Below are 16643 nucleotides of genomic sequence, written 5' to 3'. Positions count from 1 at the left end.
AACCCCTGAAATGCACTTTCGCAGGGAAAGTCGTCAAAACGCGCCCGATGGCTTGTCTGGCCATGATCCGGGCGAGGGAAGCGGGGCTCCCATGCCCTCACGCTTTGCGCCAGGCGTCCAGGTCCCCGAGCGACAGATTGGAGCCGCAGAGCACGAGGCCGACGACGCTGTCAGGCGGCAGGGAGGACGCCACCGTTTCGGCTGCGGTGAGGACGCAGGCGGCCGCCGGCTCGCAGAGCAGCTTTTCGTTCTGCAGGAGCCAGCTCACGTCCTTGATGACCGGCTCGTCCTCCACGAGGAGGATCTCCTTCAGGAAGAGCCTGACGGCGGCGATCGTCCTGTGCGTGGCGAAGGGCGCGCCCAGCGTGCGGGCGATGGAGGTCGCACGGATCGTCACGGGCTCGCCGGCCTTCAGGGCCTCCGTCATGGTCTGTGCGCCCACGGTTTCGACGCCGTAGACGGTGAGGGAGGGCTTCTTCGCCTTCAGGGCGCTCGCCACGCCCGACATGAAGCCGCCGCCGCCGATGGAGACGAAGACATGGGTGAGGTCCGGGATGTCCTCCAGGAATTCGAGCCCGAGCGTTCCATGGCCTGCGATGATCGCCGGATCGTCGTAAGGGTGCACGAAGAGGCGGCCTTCGCTCTGATAGGCTTCGGCCTTGGCGAAGGCTTCGGCGGCGTCGTCGCAGAGTTCCACCCGTGCGCCGTATTTCGTCGTCAGGTCGATGTTGAACCGGGGCGTCACCTTCGGCATCAGCACGAGAGCGTCGAGCCCGAGCGTGCCCGCGACCCACGCGACCGCGATGGCATGATTGCCGCCCGACACGGTGACGAGCCCGCGGCGGCGGTCCTCTTCGCTCAAGGTCATGACCTTGTTGAAGACGCCGCGCACCTTGAAGGAGCCTGCAAGTTGCAGCGCCTCCATCTTCAAGGCCGTGCGGCGGCCGAGCCGCGCGGACACCTCGCGGCTCTCAAAAGCCGGTGTCCGCCTCACGCGTCCGGCGATGCGGCTGCGCGCGGATTCGATGTCGGAGAGCGTCACGTCGAAGGTGGTCATGGGGCGGTCCGTTCAACTTGTGCGACGCATTCGACTTCGAGGAGCATGCCGCCGGGAAGCCGGCCGGTCTCGACGGTCGAGCGCGCGGGGTAGGGCTGCTTGAAGACCGAGGCGTAAACGTCGTTCATGCCTGCAAAGTCGTCGAGATTGGTGAGAAACACCGTCGTCTTGACCACGCGGTCGAGCGACGATCCGGCAGCGCGCAGGATGGCCTCGATATTGGCGAAGACCTGCCGGGTCTGCGCTCTGATGTCGCCAGCTCCCACGAGGAAACCCTCGGGATCGAGCGGCAACTGGCCCGAGACGAAGACGAGATCCCCGGCCCGGATGGCCTGGGAATAGGGGCCAGCTGGCGGAGCGGCATTGGGGGTGTGAATGGAGAAACGTGTCATGGCAGGTGGGGGATCATGGCGGCGGCAAGCCCGCCTCGTCAACAGGCAAGGTTTCGCTCGAGGCCGATAAATCCAGCTTGACCGCGCTCTCGATAGGATCGGATGCTGAGGCCTCTCACCGCAAGGAGATGCCTTCCATGTCCCTGTCCTCCCGCGAAATGCTCGCGCGTCTTGTTGCCTTCCCGAGTGTTTCGACAAGCAGCAATCTCGACATCATCGCGTTCTGCCGCGACTGGCTGAACGCTCATGGCGTCGAAAGCACGCTCGTCATGAGCCCCGAGGGCGACAAGGCCAATCTCTATGCGAGCATCGGTCCGCAGGTGGAGGGGGGCGTCGTGTTTTCGGGCCATACCGATGTGGTTCCGGTGGACGGGCAGAACTGGACGACCGATCCGTGGACGCTGACGGAGAAGAACGGCCGTCTCTACGGACGCGGCGCAACAGACATGAAGGGCTTCGACGCGCTCGTCCTGGCACTGGTGCCCGATATGGTGCGGGCTCCGCTCAAGCGGCCGATCCACATCGCTCTCTCCTACGACGAGGAAATCGCCTGCCGGGGTGCGCCATCCATGGTGCAGGCCATGGCGCGATCGATTCCGACGCCCGCCGCTGTGATCGTGGGCGAGCCGACGCGCCATGCGGTGGTGACGGGGCACAAGGCCTCCGTCCAGCTGCGCACCGAGGTCACGGGCCATGCCGTGCATTCGAGCCGGATCGACCGGGGCGTGAGCGCCGTGATGAACGCCGCGCGCCTCATCGCCTGGCACGAGGACGTGATGGAGGAAAACCGCCGCCGGGCCGATCCGGCCGACCCGTTCGAGCCGCCCTACACCACATTGCATTGCGGCATGATGGCCGGGGGCAATGCGGCGAACGTGGTGTCGTCCTCCGCATGGTTCTTCAGCGACATCCGGGCGATCCCGACCGAGAGCCCGCACGACTACCTGGATCGCTACCGGGCCTATATCCGCGACGTGATCGAGCCGCGGATGAAGGCGATCGCTCCGGAGACCGGCGTTTCCGTCGAACTGATCGCCGAGGTTCCGGGGCTGCGGCCCGAGACCGATGGAGCCGCCGAGCACCTGATGCGCAGGGTCACGGGCGACAACGGCACCCATGTGGTCGCCTATGGCACCGAGGCCGGTCTGTTCCAGCGGGTCGGCTGGTCGACCGTGGTCTGCGGGCCGGGGGATATCGCCCAGGCCCATCAGCCGGACGAGTACATCGAAATCGGCGAGCTGGAGGCGGGGGAGCGCGTGTTGCGCCGCATCGTCGAGGGGCTTTGTGCCTGATCCATGGGCAACAAGGTTGAGAACGGGGGCTAGACCGTCGGCCACTTTCCTGCCTAACTTCATGCCCGGCGGAAAGGACACGGCAAGAATCCGGCCTTCCGAGAAGAACAACATCGCGCAAAGACGCGGGACTTCCAGAGGAGAAAGACAAAAGATGACGATGCGTTCGAAGTTTCTGGCCGCAACGGTTGCGACGCTCTTGGCCGGCGCCGCCCTGCCGGCGATGGCCGTCACCCTCCGCTATGCCAACCAGGGCGACCTGAAGTCGCTCGATCCCTACACCCTCAACGAGACGACCACCAACGCCCATCTCGGCCATGTCTATGAAGGCCTGACCAAGCGCGGCAGGGATCTCGCCATCGAGCCCGGCCTCGCCGAGCGCTGGGAAATCAGCCCGGACGGCCTGACCTGGCGCATCTATCTGCGCAAGAACGTGAAGTTTCACAACGGCAACCCGTTCACCGCCGACGACGTGATCTTCTCGGCGAACCGGGTGCGGGCGCAGGGCTCCAACTTCCAGACCCGCGTTCCCAGCGGCGCCGAATTCGTGAAGGTCGATGACTACACGCTCGACGTGAAGCTGAAATCGCCCAACCCGATCATGAATGCCCAGTGGGATACCTGGTACATCATGGACAAGGAATGGGCTGAGGCGAACAACGCCGCGGCACCCACCCCGGCCGCCGCGACGACGCCCAGCTACGCGGCGCTGAACGCCAACGGCACCGGCCCGTTCAAGATCGAGAGCCACCAGCCCGGCGTGAAGACCGTCTTCAAGCCCAACAAGGATTGGTGGGGCAAGGTCGAGCACAACCTCGACGAAATCGTCTTCACGCCGATCGCCTCCGATGCGACCCGCGTCGCAGCGCTGCTCTCCGGCGAAGTGGACGTGATCGAGCCGGTTCCGCTGCAGGACGTCCAGCGCGTCAACAGCAGCGCCAATGCGAAGGTGCTGGCCGGTCCCGAGCTGCGCACTATCTTCCTCGGCTTCGACCAGACCCGCGACGAGCTTCTGTTCTCGAACGTGAAGGGCAAGAACCCCTTCAAGGACAAACGGGTGCGCGAGGCCTTCTACAAGGCCATCGACATCGAGACCATCAAGTCCCGCGTCATGCGCGGCATGTCGACGCCCTCGGCCCTGATGATCGCGCCGCAGCTCTTCACCTATGCAAAGGATTTCGTGCGTCCGAAATACGACGTCGAGGAGGCGAAGAAGCTTCTTGCCGATGCCGGCTATCCCAACGGCTTCGAGGTCGGCATGGACTGCCCGAACGATCGCTACGTGAACGACGAGGCGATCTGCCAGGCTGTCGTCGGCATGCTCGCCCGCGCTGGCATCAAGGTGAACCTGATGGCGCAGCCCAAGGCGCAGTATTTCGCCAAGGTGCTGAAGTCCGGCAACTACAACACCTCGTTCTACCTTCTGGGCTGGACGCCGGGCACCTTCGACAGCCACAACGTGCTGCACGACATCGAAGGCTGCCGCGACAATCCACAATCCTCGCGCGGCGAGTCGAACCTCGGCAACTTCTGCAACAAGAAGCATGACGAGCTGACCGACAAGATCCTGGTCGAAAGCAACAAGGAGAAGCGCGACCAGATGATCAAGGAAGCCTTCCAGATCACGGTCGACGAGTACGGCTACATCCCGCTGCACCAGCAGGCTCTGGCCTGGGGCGTCTCGAACAAGGTGACGATGCCGCAGCGCGCCGACAACTCGGTGCTTCTCTACTGGGCGCAGAAGAAGGAATAATCCGCGCCCGATCGCTCGTCCCGGGCAGGACTCTGCCCGGGACCCTTCATTCGATGGTCCCTGGACACGACTCCTGGGACGCAGCGATCCAGAGATTGCTCATGTTTGCTTTCATCATCCGACGTGCCCTCCAGGCCATCGGTGTTCTTCTGGCCGTCGGTATCATTTCCTTTGCCATGTTCCGCTTCGCCGGCGATCCGGTGAACCAGATCGTTTCCCTCGATACGCCCGCGGCGGAGCGGGAGCAGGTGCGCCGCTCGCTCGGCCTCGACGATCCGGTGCCCGTGCAGTTCGTGCGCTATCTGGCAAAAGCCGCGCAAGGCGATTTCGGCGTCTCCTACCAGTTTCGGCAGCCCGTATCGGATCTTCTGGCGGAGCGCATGCCGGCGACCCTGGAGCTCGCCCTCTGCGCCACGCTCTTCGCGACCGGTTTCGGCGTTCTGATGGGCGTCTATTCGGGCCTGAAGCGGGACAGCTTCATGGCGAAGGTGTTCCAGACGATCTCGCTCGTGGGCATTTCGCTGCCGACCTTCCTGATCGGCATTCTGTTGATCTATCTTTTCTCCGTCACCCTGGGCTGGCTCCCGTCCTACGGCCGCGGCGACACCGTGCGGCTCGGCTGGTGGTCGACGGGACTTCTCACCGGGTCGGGCCTCAAGGCGCTCATCATGCCCTCCATCACCCTGGGCCTGTTCCAGATGACGCTGATCATGCGCATCGTCCGGGCCGAGATGCTGGAGGTGCTGCGCACCGATTACATCAAGTTCGCGCGGGCGAGGGGGCTGACGACCCGGGCGATCCATTTCGGGCACGCGCTCAAGAACACGCTCGTGCCGGTCATCACCATCGTGGGCCTGCAGCTGGGCTCGGTGATCGCCTTCGCGATCATCACGGAGACGGTCTTCCAGTGGCCCGGCATGGGCCTGCTCTTCGTCCAGGCCGTGCAGAACGTCGATATCCCGATCATGGCGGCCTACCTGATGCTGGTCGCGCTGATCTTCGTGGCAATCAATCTCGCCGTCGACATCCTCTACACGGTCGTCGATCCCCGCCTGAGAACGACCATCCGGCAGCCGGCCTGAGGAGGGAGCGATGGCAGAAGCAACGCAAACGGCACCCGCGCCTCAGCCGGCCTCCTTGCTGGCCCGGTTCCTCGACAGCGACGTGTGGGCGAGCTTCAAGCGCTCGAAGCTCACCATGGCGGCGGCCGTCCTGACGGTGGCCTTGATGGCCGCCGCCGTGCTCGCAGGATTCCTCGCACCGCAGGATCCCTTCGATCCCGCGCAGCTGGAGCTCATGAACAGCCGCCTGCCACCCGTCTGGGATGCGGAAGGGCAGATGCCTTTCCTGCTCGGCACGGACGAACAGGGACGCGACATCCTCTCGGCCATTCTCTATGGCCTGCGCATCTCGCTCGCCGTCGGCTTTCTCGGCGTAGCCTTCTCGGCGACGCTGGGCATCGGGCTCGGCCTCGTCGCCGGCTATCTGGGCGGCACGGTCGATGCCGTCATCATGCGCATCGCCGACGTGCAGCTGACCTTTCCGGCCATCCTCATCGCGCTTCTCGTGGACGGAGTGGTGAAATCCGTACTCGGCGGTCAGCTCGACGGGGTGACGACGCTCTCGGTTCTCGTCTTTTCCATCGGCCTGAGCTTCTGGGTGCAGTACGCGCGCACCGTGCGCGGCTCCGTGATGGTGGAGAAGAACAAGGACTACATCGCCGCCGCCCGGCTCATCGGCCTTCCCGCGCCGGTCATCATGGTCCGGCACGTGCTTCCCAACGTGCTTGGCCCCGTGCTGGTCATCGCCACCATCAACCTCGCGCTCGCCATCATCACCGAGGCGACGCTGTCCTTCCTCGGCACCGGCATGCCGGAGACCATGCCGTCCCTCGGCACGCTCATCCGCATCGGCAACAACTACCTGTTCTCCGGCGAGTGGTGGATCGTGGCCTTCCCCGGCATCGCGCTGGCGCTGCTGGTCCTTTCCATCAATCTCCTGGGGGATTGGCTGCGCGACGCGCTCAATCCGAAGCTGCGGTGAGAGAGGGACTATCCATGGCTCAACCCGTTCTCTCCGTCCGCGACCTGCGCGTCGAGTTCGTCACCCGGCGCGGCATCCTCAAGGCCATCGACGGGATCTCCTTCGACATCGGCAAGGGGGAGGTGCTCGGCGTCGTGGGCGAATCCGGTGCCGGCAAGTCGGTAACAGGCTCCGCCGTGATCGGCCTCATCGATCCGCCGGGGCGCATCGCTGGGGGCGAGATCCTGCTCTCGGGGCTTCGCATCGACAACCTGCCGCCGGAGGAGATGCGCAAGGTGCGCGGCAAGCGCATCGGCATGATCTTCCAGGATCCGCTGACCAGCCTCAATCCGCTCTACCGGGTCAGCGAGCAGCTCATCGAGACGATCCGCACCCACACAAACCTGTCCGCCTCGGCGGCGCGCAAGCGCGCCATCGACCTTCTGGCGGAGGTCGGCATTCCCGCGCCCGACAAGCGCATCGACAGCTACCCGCACGAGTTCTCGGGCGGAATGCGCCAGCGCGTCGTGATCGCTCTTGCTCTCTGCGCGGAGCCCGAGCTCATCATCGCCGACGAGCCGACCACCGCGCTCGACGTGTCGGTGCAGGCTCAGATCATCGCGCTGTTGAAGCGCCTCGGCCGCGAGCACGGCACGGCGATCATGCTCGTCACGCACGACATGGGCGTGATCGCCGAAACGGCCGACCGCGTGGCGGTGATGTATGCGGGCCGCATCGCGGAGATCGGGCCGGTGCGGGACGTGGTGCAGAATCCGCTTCATCCCTATGCCAAGGGCCTGATGGGGGCGATCCCCTCGCTCGAAGCCGACACGGAGCGCCTCGTGCAGATCCCGGGATCCATGCCGCGCCTGTCGGCCATCCCGCCAGGCTGTCCGTTCAATCCGCGCTGCCCCTATGTGTTCGAGCGCTGCCGGGTCGAGCGGCCGGAGCCCATCGCGCATAACGGGCACCGCGTGGCCTGCCATCTCTACGATCAATCCCCCGTCCGCACGGAGGCCGCCGCGTGACCGAGCGTTCCTTTGTCGAAGTCAAAGACCTGCGCCGTGTGTTCGACGTATCGAAGCCCTGGCTCAACCGGGTGCTGGAGGGGGGTGAGAGGCAGTTTCTGAAGGCGGTCGACGGCGTTTCCTTCACCATCGCCAAGGGCGAGACCTTCGCGCTCGTCGGCGAATCCGGCTCGGGGAAGTCAACGGTGGCGCGCATGGTGGTGGGCCTGCTGCCGCCGACGGGCGGCGAGGTCGTGATCGACGGCATCTCCATGTCGAGCCAGGCCGCCGCCGCCGAACGCCAGCGCCTGAGGCGGCGCATCCAGATGATCTTCCAGGATCCCTATGCCAGCCTCAACCCGCGCTGGCAGGTGGACCGGATCGTGGCCGAGCCGATCCGGGCCTTCCAGCTGATGCGAAGCGAGGCGGAGATCGCCGCGCGGGTCGGGGAGCTCCTGTCCCTGGTCGGTCTTCATCCGGCGGACGGCAAGAAATATCCGCACGAGTTCTCCGGCGGCCAGCGCCAGCGCATCGCGATTGCCCGCGCGCTCGCCTCGAATGCGGAGTTCATCGTCTGCGACGAGCCGACCTCGGCGCTCGACGTGTCCGTTCAGGCGCAGATCCTGAACCTCATGCGGGACCTGCAGGATCGCCTCGGCCTGACCTACCTGTTCATCAGCCACAACCTCGCCGTGGTGCGCCATATGGCGAGCCGCATCGGCGTAATGTATCTCGGCCGCATCGTCGAGATCTCCAACGGGCGCGAACTCTTCTCGCATCCCAAGCATCCCTATACCCGGATGCTTCTCGATGCGGTGCCGGATGTGGGGATGACCGGCCGCCAGCGGATCCCGGTGCAGGGCGAAATCCCGAACCCGATCAGCCCGCCGTCCGGCTGTACCTTCAACCCGCGCTGTCCGTTCGCCAACGATCGCTGCCGGGCCGAGATTCCGCCGCTCCTGGGAGGCGTGGCGTGCCATGCCATCCATGAAGGCCGCCTTTCGGTGGACGCCGCGGCCTAGGCTGGAGATGGTCCAGCCAGATTGTTGACTTAGTCAACAATCTGGCTGACTCTTTTCGGCGGAGGAGGCGCTCATGTCTCACATGCCGCAGCTGCCCACGGACGATCAGATCGAACACGTCCGCCGCTTCAACCGCTTCTACACCCGCCAGATCGGTCTCTTGAGCGAGGGCCTGCTGGAGAGCGAGTTCTCGCTTACGGAGGCTCGCGTCCTGTACGAGCTGGCTCATCGCGTCTCCGTCACCGCCTCCGATCTGGGGCGGGAACTGGGGCTCGACGCCGGCTATCTCAGCCGTCTGATGAAACGCTTCTCCGCGAGGGGCCTCATCGAGCGCACCCCCCTTGAAGGAGACAGGCGCCAGGTTCTTCTGTCGCTCACCGATGCCGGTCGCGCCGCTTTCGCGCCGCTGAACGATGCCTCCGCGGCTCAGGTCGGCGCGATGCTGTCGGATCTTTCTGCCGGGGAAAGGCAGCAGCTGGTCCGTGCCATGCAGATTGTCGAGCGTCTCCTCGGCGCTGCGACGGAACCGAAGGTTCCTTACATCCTGCGTCCGTACCAAGTGGGCGATATCGGCTGGATCGCGCACCGGCAGGGCGTTCTTTATGCGCAGGAATATGGCTGGGACGAAACCTTCGAGGCGCTGGTGGCGGAAATCGCCGCCGCCTTCGTCAAGACCTTCGATCAGAAGCGCGAGCGCTGCTGGATCGCGGAGCGCGAGGGCGAGATCGTCGGCAGCGTCTTTCTGGTGCGCCAATCCGACGACGTCGCCAGGCTCCGGCTGCTCTATGTGGAGCCTTCCGCGAGAGGGCTCGGCATCGGGCGCAGGCTCGTCGACGAGTGCATCGGTTTTGCGAGAGCCAAGGGCTACAAGCGGCTGACTCTCTGGACCAACGACGTGCTCGTGGCGGCCTGCAGGATCTATCGGGCGGCCGGGTTCCGGCTGGTGAAGGAAGAGGCCCATCATTCCTTCGGGAGGGATCTCGTGGGGCAGACCTGGGATCTCGACCTGTGAGGCGCACGCAAGCGCTTGCCCTGATGGCCGCCGCGGCGACCGGCGTGCAGGTCGGGGCGGCGCTTGTGGCGACCCGGTTCGTCGTCCACGAGATCGGCCCCGCCTCCCTGGCTTTCCTGCGCTATGCGATTGCCGTTCTCTGTCTCGTTCCGCCTCTCATCATGAGCGCGCGAACGCGGTTCGCGCCCCGCGATCTTCTCGTCGTCATGGGGCTTGGCATCGTCCAGTTCGGCATCCTCATCGCGCTCCTGAATCTCGGGGTTCAATTCATTTCGTCCACGCGCGCCGCGCTGCTGTTCTCGACCTTCCCGCTCATGACCATGGTCATCGCGGCGGCTCTCGGGCGCGAACGCTTGAGCGGACGCAAGGCGATCGGCGTGGTTCTGACGGTCGTCGGGGTCGCGATTGCGCTGGGTGAGCGGCTGATCACGGAAAGCTCGGCAGGCGAGGGGATGGGGGCGCTCCTGGTTCTCGCCGCGGCCCTCTGCGGCGCTGCCTGTTCCGTGCTCTACCGGCCCTATCTCGTCCGCTATCCGACGCTGCCCGTGGGCTTCTGGGCCATGCTGGCCTCGGTCGTCTTCCTGTCAGGCCTCGCTGGCGCGGAAGGACTCTTTACGAATCCTCCCCATCTCGGGAAGCAGGGATGGCTGGCCGTCGTCTTCATCGGCCTGTCAAGCGGCGTCGGCTACGTTCTGTGGCTCTGGGCTCTCAAGCACGCCACGCCGACGCGGGTCACGGTGTTCCTCTCGCTCAGCCCCATCACCGCGGCGTTGCTCGGCGCCCTCGTTCTCGACGAGCCTCTCACGGCAGGGGTGTTCATCGGACTAGCGGGAGTCGTAAGCGGATTATGGCTTGCGACCAGAACCGCCTCCGCCGAGGGGGGCTAGACTTGGGTAAGGCGGAGCCCGCGCGTCAGCCGTCTCGGGGTTGGAGGCCTGCGATGAACGCGCGCAGGAGCCGCCTGAAGGATTCGTCCAGATCCAGCGGAAGGCCAAAGGCCCCCGCGGCTTCGAGGGAGGCGAAACCGTGGATGATCGCGCGCAGGCCGCGCGTCGCGTGCAGAGCATCCTCGTTGCCCAGGCCATAGCCCGCGAGCACGGAGGCGACGACGGCGACGATCTCGTTGCCCGCCGCAGCGAGTTCGTCATCGCCCCGGTCCGGAGCCCGCAGGGAGGCGGTGTAAAGGCCCGGATGTTCACGGGCGAACGTGCGGAACGCGGCGGCGATGGCGATGAGGGCTTCGTCCTTGGCCAGCCCGACGGCGGCCCGCGTGATGCGCGCGTCGATCTCCCGCAGCGCCCGCAGGGCCAGCGCGCGGCGGACGCCTTCCAATCCATCGAGATGGTTGTAGAGGGAGGGGGGCTTCACGCGCAGGCGCTTCGCCAGGCTCGCCAGGGTGACGGCGTCCAGCCCTTCCGCGTCCGCCAGCTCCGCCGCAGCGTCGATGACGGCTCGGGCGTCCAGTCCGATCCGGGGCATGTCAGGCTCTTCCCTGTCCGCGAAGGAATTGCAGGAGGGCGGGCGCGACGAGGTCGGGAGCCTCGACATGCGGGTAGTGACCAGCGCCGGGCACCATGTGAACGGCGCCGCGCAGGAGGCGGGCGACCGTCTCGGCCTCGCCGCGCGGGTCCGCGAAATCCGGATCGGCTTCGCCCATGATGACCAGGGTCGGGCTCTGCACCTCCGGCAGACGCGCCTCGACGTCGCTCTTGCTGGCGAAGATCATGCCCTTCACGGCATCGAGCCTGCCGGGCTCCCTCAGGTTTGCCACCAGCGCGTCCTTGTAGGGGGCGAAATCTGCCGGCTTCATCGCATAGAACGATCCGTACGCCATGCCCCAGGCACGGGCAGCCCAGGGACCGGCAAATCCGATCCTGAGCATGGCCTGCTGCAACGCCGCCTTGAAAGCCGAGGCAGGGGGTATGTCGCGGACGAAAGGACCGATCAGGGCAAGGCTGCCGACCTGATCCGGCGCCTCCGCCGCCGCCCAGGCCACGGCCGCCGCCCCCATCGAGGTGCCGACCAAATGGGCGGGGCCGGCATCGAGGTGCCGGACCAGCGCGACCACATCGCTGCCGAGGGCCGCCGAGGTGTAGTCCGGCCAGCCGACGCTGGACTGTCCGTGCCCGCGAAGATCGAGGGTTACGACGCGATAGCCGGCTTGCACGAGCCTGGGGGCCAGATAGCGGTACTCGGCGCGAAGGTCTCCCAGGCCGGGCACCATCACGACCAGCGGGCCAGCCCCGACGTCGTCATAGGCCAACCGGCCATCGGGACGCTGGAGGAAGCGCGGAGACCCTGTGGCAGCCGCAAGGCCCGTCCGGTCTTCGCCTCTGGCGGGGGCGGAGGCCGCGAGGCTGGAAAGGAAGGCGGTGCCGACGAGTGCGGCCTGGGCGGCCATTCTGACGGAGGCATGTCGCGTGCGCATCGTTTGAAGCTCTATCTAATTAAATTAGTTTAAAAACTAATATCATTAGTTTTGAGCCGAGGCAAGGGACCCCTGGCCTATCCTTGAGAGGCCTAGCGGCGTGGCTCGAAGCCTCGATGCACAGCGGAGAGACCGCAGGCGGCGTTGAGATCGGTCCTGCCAGGCCAGGTCCGGAGGACGCTCAGCCGTTCATCGCCTCGAGCGCCTGGGCGATCTTGAGGGCCGTGTTCCAGTTCCGATTGGTGCCGACCGCACCGAGCGCCTTGAGGGAGAAGCCTGCGGGGATCTTCGAGTCCGAGATCTTGCCCTCGCCGAACCAGACATAGAAATCCCCGTCCGGCGTTCTCGCGATCCGTTCCTCGCCATGCGCGCGCCGTCGCATCTGTTCCAGCCCATTGTCCGGCAGAGGGCTGCGCATCGCCCAGACCAGAAGCCGTGACGGGGCCTTCTTCGCTTCTTCGGGAAAAGGATTGGCGGCCAGGAGGGATCGCCATTGCTCGGCAGTCTTCACCACCATTTCCGTCGGGCGTCCATAAAAGCTCTCGCAGGCCGCTTCGAGCGCGCCTTCCAAGGCACGGGGCGTCTCGCTCGAGCGGAACAGCAGATTGCCTGTCGCGATGATCGACCGCACATCCGTTCCGCCGACCCGTTCGACCAGAGCGCGTGCGTCGCTCATCTTCACACGCTGGCCGCCGATGACGATGCTGCGCATCAGGACGATCTTGATGGACATCGAGACGAAACCCGGATCGGTTCAAAGCCGCATCCTCGCGGCAGCCTCTTGAGAAGTCCACACATGCTGCGGTCCGTTCCACGCAAAACCTCTCGCGTGGGAACGGGAGGGCAGGCCGCCCGGAAAGGTGACGGATGTTGCTGGCTACGATGCGAAATCCGTTCCCATTGCGTCCAGCTTGGCCGGAAAGAGTCGTCCATGAGGAGATCAGCAAGGCAGCTCGGTCCTTTCGCAGTGCGACAATCACAACTCTGTGCGCTGCGAATGCCGAGGGAAACCATTCCCTGTCGATGCGTTGAGTCCATGTCCTTCATGGCTTCCGGCCATGTCCCAGTGAACCAGAGGAGATGAACGATGAAGAGGTTGGCAATTCTTGCCGGCGCCGGTTTCGTGGTGCTTGGCGGCATTGGTGCGGCCATCGCGCAGCCGGCCCCCGTTTCCGGAACGCCGGATTCTCCGTTCCCCTATGCGGCTCCCCATGAGATCCGCTGGATCAACGGCGTTCCGTGCCGCACCGTTTATGAACCCGGCTCGGGTGCGCGGGTTGCGGTGGCCTGTGCAGGCCCTGTCGCCGGTGTAAACGCGCCGATGGCCCCCGCCGGTCCGATGGCGCGTATGCCCGGCGACGTAGTCACCACGGGCAGCATCAGGCCCGCTCCGATGGGGCCCGCTCCGATGGGACCTGTCATGGGCGTCCCGGCCTCAGGTACGCCTGCGTCTCCCTTCCCCTATGCGGCTCCTCACGAGATCCGCTGGATCAACGGCGTTCCTTGCCGGACCGTAATCGAACCCGGTTCGGGAGCACGCGTCCCGATTGCCTGCGCGCGGTAATCTCGAAGACGTTTCATAAAGAGCGCGGGTCCTTAGAGCCGCGCTTTTCGTTGTGCCGCACCTTACTCCGCTGCCTGCCTGATCGGCAGGAAGCCGATGGGCTGGCGCTGCGGCCCTTCCTGCTTCAGGGTGCGGACCATGTCCTCGTATTCCCGCTCCATTTCGGGCGTGACGGAGGGCCGTGTCTCGCGCAGGGCCTGCTCGAAATGCGCCATGGTCACATGCTGGGCCTCAAGCGTCTCGCGCAGGGCGAGGAGGCCCGCGCGCCGGGTGAGGTCCTCGAGATCGGCGCCCGTGAAGCGGGTCGTGCGCTCGGCGACCACATCCAGGTCCACGTCCGGACCCAGGGGCATGGTCTTGGTGTGAATGCCGAGAATATGCCGGCGGCCCTGGGCATCGGGAACGGGTACATAGATCAGCTCGTCGAAGCGGCCTGGGCGAAGGAGGGCAGGGTCGATGAGGTTGGGCCTGTTGGTCGCCGCCATCACGACGACGCCCTGCAATTCCTCAAGGCCGTCCATTTCGGCGAGGAGCGTGTTCACCACACGCTCCGTCACGGCGGGCTCGCCGAGCCCGCCGCCGCGAATGGGCGCCAGGGAATCGATCTCGTCGATGAACACGATTGTCGGTGCGACCTGTCTGGCGCGGGCGAAGAGCCGCGATACCTGCTGCTCGGATTCGCCATACCATTTCGAAAGAAGGTCGGAGGATTTCGTGGCTACGAAATTGGCCTGCGACTCGCGGGCGACGGCCTTCGCCAGAAGCGTCTTGCCGGTGCCGGGCGGCCCGAAGAGGAGGAAGCCCTTGGCCGGGCGGATGCCCAGGCGGCGGAAGGATTCCGGGCTCTTGAGCGGAAGTTCCACACCCTCCCGCAGGCGGGTGCGCGCTTCCTCGACGCCGCCGATGTCGTCCCAGGTGACATTAGGTACCTGGATCATGATCTCGCGCAGGGCGGAGGGCTGGACGCGCTTCATCGCGTTGTGAAAATCCTGCCGGGTCACCTGCAGGCTTTCGATCACATTGGCCGGAATCCCGTCCCTCAGGTTGACCTCGGGCAGGATGCGGCGCAGGGAGTCCATGGCCGCCTCGCGCGACAGGGCCGCCAGATCGGCGCCGACGAAGCCGTAGGTGGTGCGGGCGATCTCGTCGAGATCGACATCCTCCGCAAGCGGCATGCCGCGGGTGTGGATGGCGAGAATTTCCCGGCGGCCCGGCTCGTCCGGCACGCCGATCACGATCTCGCGGTCGAAGCGGCCCGGACGGCGCAGGGCCTCGTCGATGGCCTCGCGCCGGTTCGTCGCGCCGATCACTACGATGTTCTGGCGCGGCTCCAGCCCGTCCATGAGGGTGAGAAGCTGCGCCACGATGCGCCGTTCGACCTCGCCCGTCACCTCTTCGCGCTTGGGCGCGATGCTGTCGATCTCGTCGATGAAGATGATCGCAGGCGCGTTCTGCTGAGCCTCTTGAAACACCTGCCTCAGGCGCTGCTCGGATTCGCCGTAATGGCTGCCCATGATCTCGGGGCCGGCAATATGGAAGAACTGCGCCTCCGTCTCATTCGCGACGGCGCGTGCCAGCCGGGTCTTGCCGGTTCCGGGAGGGCCGTAGAGCAGTACGCCCTTGGGAGGATCGATGCCGAGGCGCTGGAAAAGCTCGGGATGGCGCAGAGGCAGCTCTACCATTTCGCGCACCTGATCCACCGTGCTGCCCAGGCCGCCGATATCGTCGTAGGTCACGTCGGCGCGGCGGGCCTCGCGCGGTTCCTCGAATTGCGGGCGCAGCTCGATCTCGGTCTCGGCGGTCACATGCACGATGCCGCGCGGCTGCGTCGAGACGACCACGAGGCGGATTTCCTGGAGGCCGTAGGCCGGGATGTTGAGAAGGCCGCGCAGTTCTTCCGGGTATCTTCGGTCCGTGGCGCGGGGCGAGTACACGGAGGTGGAAATCACGTCTCCGGCCGTGAGCGGTCGCTGATAGAAGGTGCGCTTCAGGGCTTCGCCCGAGCCCTGAAGCCGCAGACCCTTCTGGGCGGGCGCCAGCACGACGCGGGTCGCGGGGCGGACCTCCGCCCGTTTCACCTCCACATGATCGCCGCTGCCTACGCCGGCATTGACGCGCTGCAGGCCGTCGAGGCGGATGATGGTGAGCCCTTCGTCCTCGGCATAGGGGGTGACGGCAATCGCGGTGGTGTGACGCTTGCCGACGATTTCTATGGCCTGACCTTCCTGGATGCCGATATCGGCCAGGGCCTGCCGGCTCACCCGTGCGATGCCGCGGCCGGAATCGTCCGGACGGGCATTGGCGACCTGAAGGCGTACGCTCTGCCCATCGTCTGCCATGGGTTGCTCCCCTCGTTCGAGCGCACGTGCGGCCGAAGGCTCCGCGGACGCTTCAGGCTGCAAAGCTGCATGGCAAACGCCGCATGCCGTGAATTGTTCAGGCCCGGAATGCCGCTTCGGGCGATCAGGACGTCATCGTGCCCGACGGCGACCAGAGCCGACGCAGCGAAGCCTCGATGTCGTCCTCGGCCGATAAAGGTTCGCGTTCCGGGCGATTGGCGAGCATGAAGGGGGCAATCGCCGGAAGCTCCGAAGAGCCGCCGGGTGCTCCCTGCGCTTCCGACTCATCGAAGGGCGGGTCGATCAGCTCCCAGCTGTCGAAGAGATCCATGGCCGAGTGACCCGGCAGGTGCGGCCCGAGATAGGGGATGATCTCGACCCAGGCGCGTCCTTGAGGCCGGGGCGTGATCTTCGTGACGCGTCCGAAGAAATTGGTCAGAGGGCAGCGGACGAAATCGCCGGGGGCCGGAACGCGCGTGATTTCCCGCTCCAGCTCGGCCTCGGCCTCTTCGAGTTCGCTTCGCAGCCGGGCGATGCGGCTCTCCAGCTCCGCAGTGCGTCTCGTGCAGACGTGGTCGTAGTCCTGGTTCAGCGACGCGACCAGGGAAAGGCTCTTGTCCGCACCGATCTCCATCGTCGGGAATGTCCTCATCGGAAACCCTCCGTTCATTCCTGAATTGTGGGGTGTTCCCGCATGAGAACAAGACGCGCAAACGGGCGCTCGGGAACTCAAGCTTGGCGCATGAGAGTTATAG

General features: G+C 65.7%; 16 protein-coding genes. 9 read left to right on the top strand and 7 right to left on the bottom strand.

What is annotated here, in order from left to right; translation table 11 throughout:
* Positions 1–97 precede the first annotated feature (97 nt).
* Both L879_RS0114020 and L879_RS0114015 read right to left on the bottom strand, forming a co-directional pair.
* Entirely contained in the window at positions 98–1057 is a 960-nt protein-coding gene (locus tag L879_RS0114020) for a threonine ammonia-lyase (RefSeq protein WP_027316664.1), read from the bottom strand.
* Positions 1054–1449: a RidA family protein gene (locus L879_RS0114015; protein WP_027316663.1), complete on the bottom strand. Its 396-nt coding sequence runs from the start codon at positions 1447–1449 to the stop codon at positions 1054–1056. Before L879_RS0114015 ends, L879_RS0114020 begins: the two co-directional genes overlap by 4 nt.
* A 137-nt stretch (positions 1450–1586) precedes the next feature.
* On the opposite strand from L879_RS0114015, the gene argE reads away from it, so the two are divergent.
* The 8 genes from argE (at position 1587) to L879_RS0113975 (ending at position 10444) form a co-directional block, all read left to right on the top strand.
* The gene (argE, locus tag L879_RS0114010) at positions 1587–2741 is read left to right on the top strand and encodes an acetylornithine deacetylase (RefSeq protein WP_084021034.1); all 1155 of its coding nucleotides are present in this window, start codon (positions 1587–1589) and stop codon (positions 2739–2741) included.
* A 154-nt stretch (positions 2742–2895) separates the two neighbouring features.
* Positions 2896–4494, top strand: a complete 1599-nt coding sequence (locus L879_RS0114005) for an ABC transporter substrate-binding protein (protein ID WP_027316661.1) — start codon at positions 2896–2898, stop codon at positions 4492–4494.
* A gap of 101 nt (positions 4495–4595) precedes the next feature.
* Positions 4596–5576 (top strand): ABC transporter permease, encoded by a 981-nt coding sequence (locus L879_RS0114000; RefSeq protein WP_027316660.1) that lies wholly within the window; start codon positions 4596–4598, stop codon positions 5574–5576.
* Positions 5577–5586: 10 nt separating this feature from the next.
* Positions 5587–6537, top strand: a complete 951-nt coding sequence (locus tag L879_RS0113995) for an ABC transporter permease (RefSeq protein WP_027316659.1) — start codon at positions 5587–5589, stop codon at positions 6535–6537.
* A 14-nt stretch (positions 6538–6551) separates the two neighbouring features.
* On the top strand, positions 6552–7544 hold the full coding sequence (locus L879_RS0113990; protein WP_027316658.1) for an ABC transporter ATP-binding protein: 993 nt from the start codon (positions 6552–6554) through the stop codon (positions 7542–7544).
* Positions 7541–8545 (top strand): ABC transporter ATP-binding protein, encoded by a 1005-nt coding sequence (locus tag L879_RS0113985; protein ID WP_027316657.1) that lies wholly within the window; start codon positions 7541–7543, stop codon positions 8543–8545. The genes L879_RS0113990 and L879_RS0113985 overlap by 4 nt, the downstream gene beginning before the upstream one ends.
* A gap of 73 nt (positions 8546–8618) precedes the next feature.
* Positions 8619–9557, top strand: a complete 939-nt coding sequence (locus L879_RS0113980; RefSeq protein ID WP_027316656.1) for a bifunctional helix-turn-helix transcriptional regulator/GNAT family N-acetyltransferase — start codon at positions 8619–8621, stop codon at positions 9555–9557.
* Complete coding sequence (locus L879_RS0113975) at positions 9554–10444, top strand: DMT family transporter (protein ID WP_027316655.1); 891 nt, start codon at positions 9554–9556, stop codon at positions 10442–10444. Before L879_RS0113980 ends, L879_RS0113975 begins: the two co-directional genes overlap by 4 nt.
* Positions 10445–10469: 25 nt before the next feature.
* On the opposite strand, the gene L879_RS0113970 is transcribed toward L879_RS0113975, so the two are convergent.
* From L879_RS0113970 to L879_RS21705, 3 genes are all read right to left on the bottom strand, one after another.
* Positions 10470–11036, bottom strand: a complete 567-nt coding sequence (locus L879_RS0113970) for a TetR/AcrR family transcriptional regulator (RefSeq protein ID WP_027316654.1) — start codon at positions 11034–11036, stop codon at positions 10470–10472.
* 1 nt (position 11037) lies between these two features.
* Positions 11038–11985: an alpha/beta fold hydrolase gene (locus L879_RS21710; protein WP_210163825.1), complete on the bottom strand. Its 948-nt coding sequence runs from the start codon at positions 11983–11985 to the stop codon at positions 11038–11040.
* A 181-nt stretch (positions 11986–12166) separates the two neighbouring features.
* Positions 12167–12718 (bottom strand): DUF1697 domain-containing protein, encoded by a 552-nt coding sequence (locus tag L879_RS21705; RefSeq protein WP_051435316.1) that lies wholly within the window; start codon positions 12716–12718, stop codon positions 12167–12169.
* Between the two features lie 354 nt (positions 12719–13072).
* Between L879_RS21705 and L879_RS23275 the strand changes: the two genes are divergently transcribed.
* Positions 13073–13549, top strand: a complete 477-nt coding sequence (locus L879_RS23275; protein WP_084021024.1) for a hypothetical protein — start codon at positions 13073–13075, stop codon at positions 13547–13549.
* A gap of 62 nt (positions 13550–13611) precedes the next feature.
* Here the strand turns inward: L879_RS23275 and L879_RS0113955 are convergent, their stop codons facing one another.
* Positions 13612–15888, bottom strand: a complete 2277-nt coding sequence (locus tag L879_RS0113955) for a CDC48 family AAA ATPase (protein ID WP_027316653.1) — start codon at positions 15886–15888, stop codon at positions 13612–13614.
* A gap of 124 nt (positions 15889–16012) precedes the next feature.
* Positions 16013–16540 carry a hypothetical protein gene (locus L879_RS0113950; RefSeq protein WP_154664215.1) on the bottom strand — a complete coding sequence of 176 codons (528 nt, stop codon included), beginning with the start codon at positions 16538–16540 and terminating at the stop codon, positions 16013–16015.
* Between the last annotated feature and the right edge of the window lie 103 nt (positions 16541–16643).

The sequence above is a fragment of the Microvirga flocculans ATCC BAA-817 genome (assembly GCF_000518665.1).
Classification (GTDB): Bacteria; Pseudomonadota; Alphaproteobacteria; order Rhizobiales; family Beijerinckiaceae; genus Microvirga; species Microvirga flocculans.
The sequence above is the reverse complement of the archived record's forward strand: the minus strand, read 5'-3'. Positions and strand labels throughout refer to the sequence as shown.

What these genes read in the sequence shown, in the direction of transcription:
- L879_RS0113955 (WP_027316653.1), bottom strand. Translation starts at nt 15,888, where the DNA reads ATGGCAGACGATGGGCAGAGCGTACGCCTTCAGGTCGCCAATGCCCGT.
- L879_RS0113970 (WP_027316654.1), bottom strand. Translation starts at nt 11,036, where the DNA reads ATGCCCCGGATCGGACTGGACGCCCGAGCCGTCATCGACGCTGCGGCG.
- L879_RS0113950 (WP_154664215.1), bottom strand. Translation starts at nt 16,540, where the DNA reads ATGAGGACATTCCCGACGATGGAGATCGGTGCGGACAAGAGCCTTTCC.
- L879_RS21705 (WP_051435316.1), bottom strand. Translation starts at nt 12,718, where the DNA reads ATGTCCATCAAGATCGTCCTGATGCGCAGCATCGTCATCGGCGGCCAG.
- L879_RS0114015 (WP_027316663.1), bottom strand. Translation starts at nt 1,449, where the DNA reads ATGACACGTTTCTCCATTCACACCCCCAATGCCGCTCCGCCAGCTGGC.
- L879_RS0113995 (WP_027316659.1), top strand. Translation starts at nt 5,587, where the DNA reads ATGGCAGAAGCAACGCAAACGGCACCCGCGCCTCAGCCGGCCTCCTTG.
- L879_RS0114000 (WP_027316660.1), top strand. Translation starts at nt 4,596, where the DNA reads ATGTTTGCTTTCATCATCCGACGTGCCCTCCAGGCCATCGGTGTTCTT.
- L879_RS0113980 (WP_027316656.1), top strand. Translation starts at nt 8,619, where the DNA reads ATGTCTCACATGCCGCAGCTGCCCACGGACGATCAGATCGAACACGTC.
- L879_RS23275 (WP_084021024.1), top strand. Translation starts at nt 13,073, where the DNA reads ATGAAGAGGTTGGCAATTCTTGCCGGCGCCGGTTTCGTGGTGCTTGGC.
- L879_RS0114005 (WP_027316661.1), top strand. Translation starts at nt 2,896, where the DNA reads ATGACGATGCGTTCGAAGTTTCTGGCCGCAACGGTTGCGACGCTCTTG.
- L879_RS21710 (WP_210163825.1), bottom strand. Translation starts at nt 11,985, where the DNA reads ATGCGCACGCGACATGCCTCCGTCAGAATGGCCGCCCAGGCCGCACTC.
- L879_RS0113990 (WP_027316658.1), top strand. Translation starts at nt 6,552, where the DNA reads ATGGCTCAACCCGTTCTCTCCGTCCGCGACCTGCGCGTCGAGTTCGTC.
- L879_RS0114020 (WP_027316664.1), bottom strand. Translation starts at nt 1,057, where the DNA reads ATGACCACCTTCGACGTGACGCTCTCCGACATCGAATCCGCGCGCAGC.
- argE (WP_084021034.1), top strand. Translation starts at nt 1,587, where the DNA reads ATGTCCCTGTCCTCCCGCGAAATGCTCGCGCGTCTTGTTGCCTTCCCG.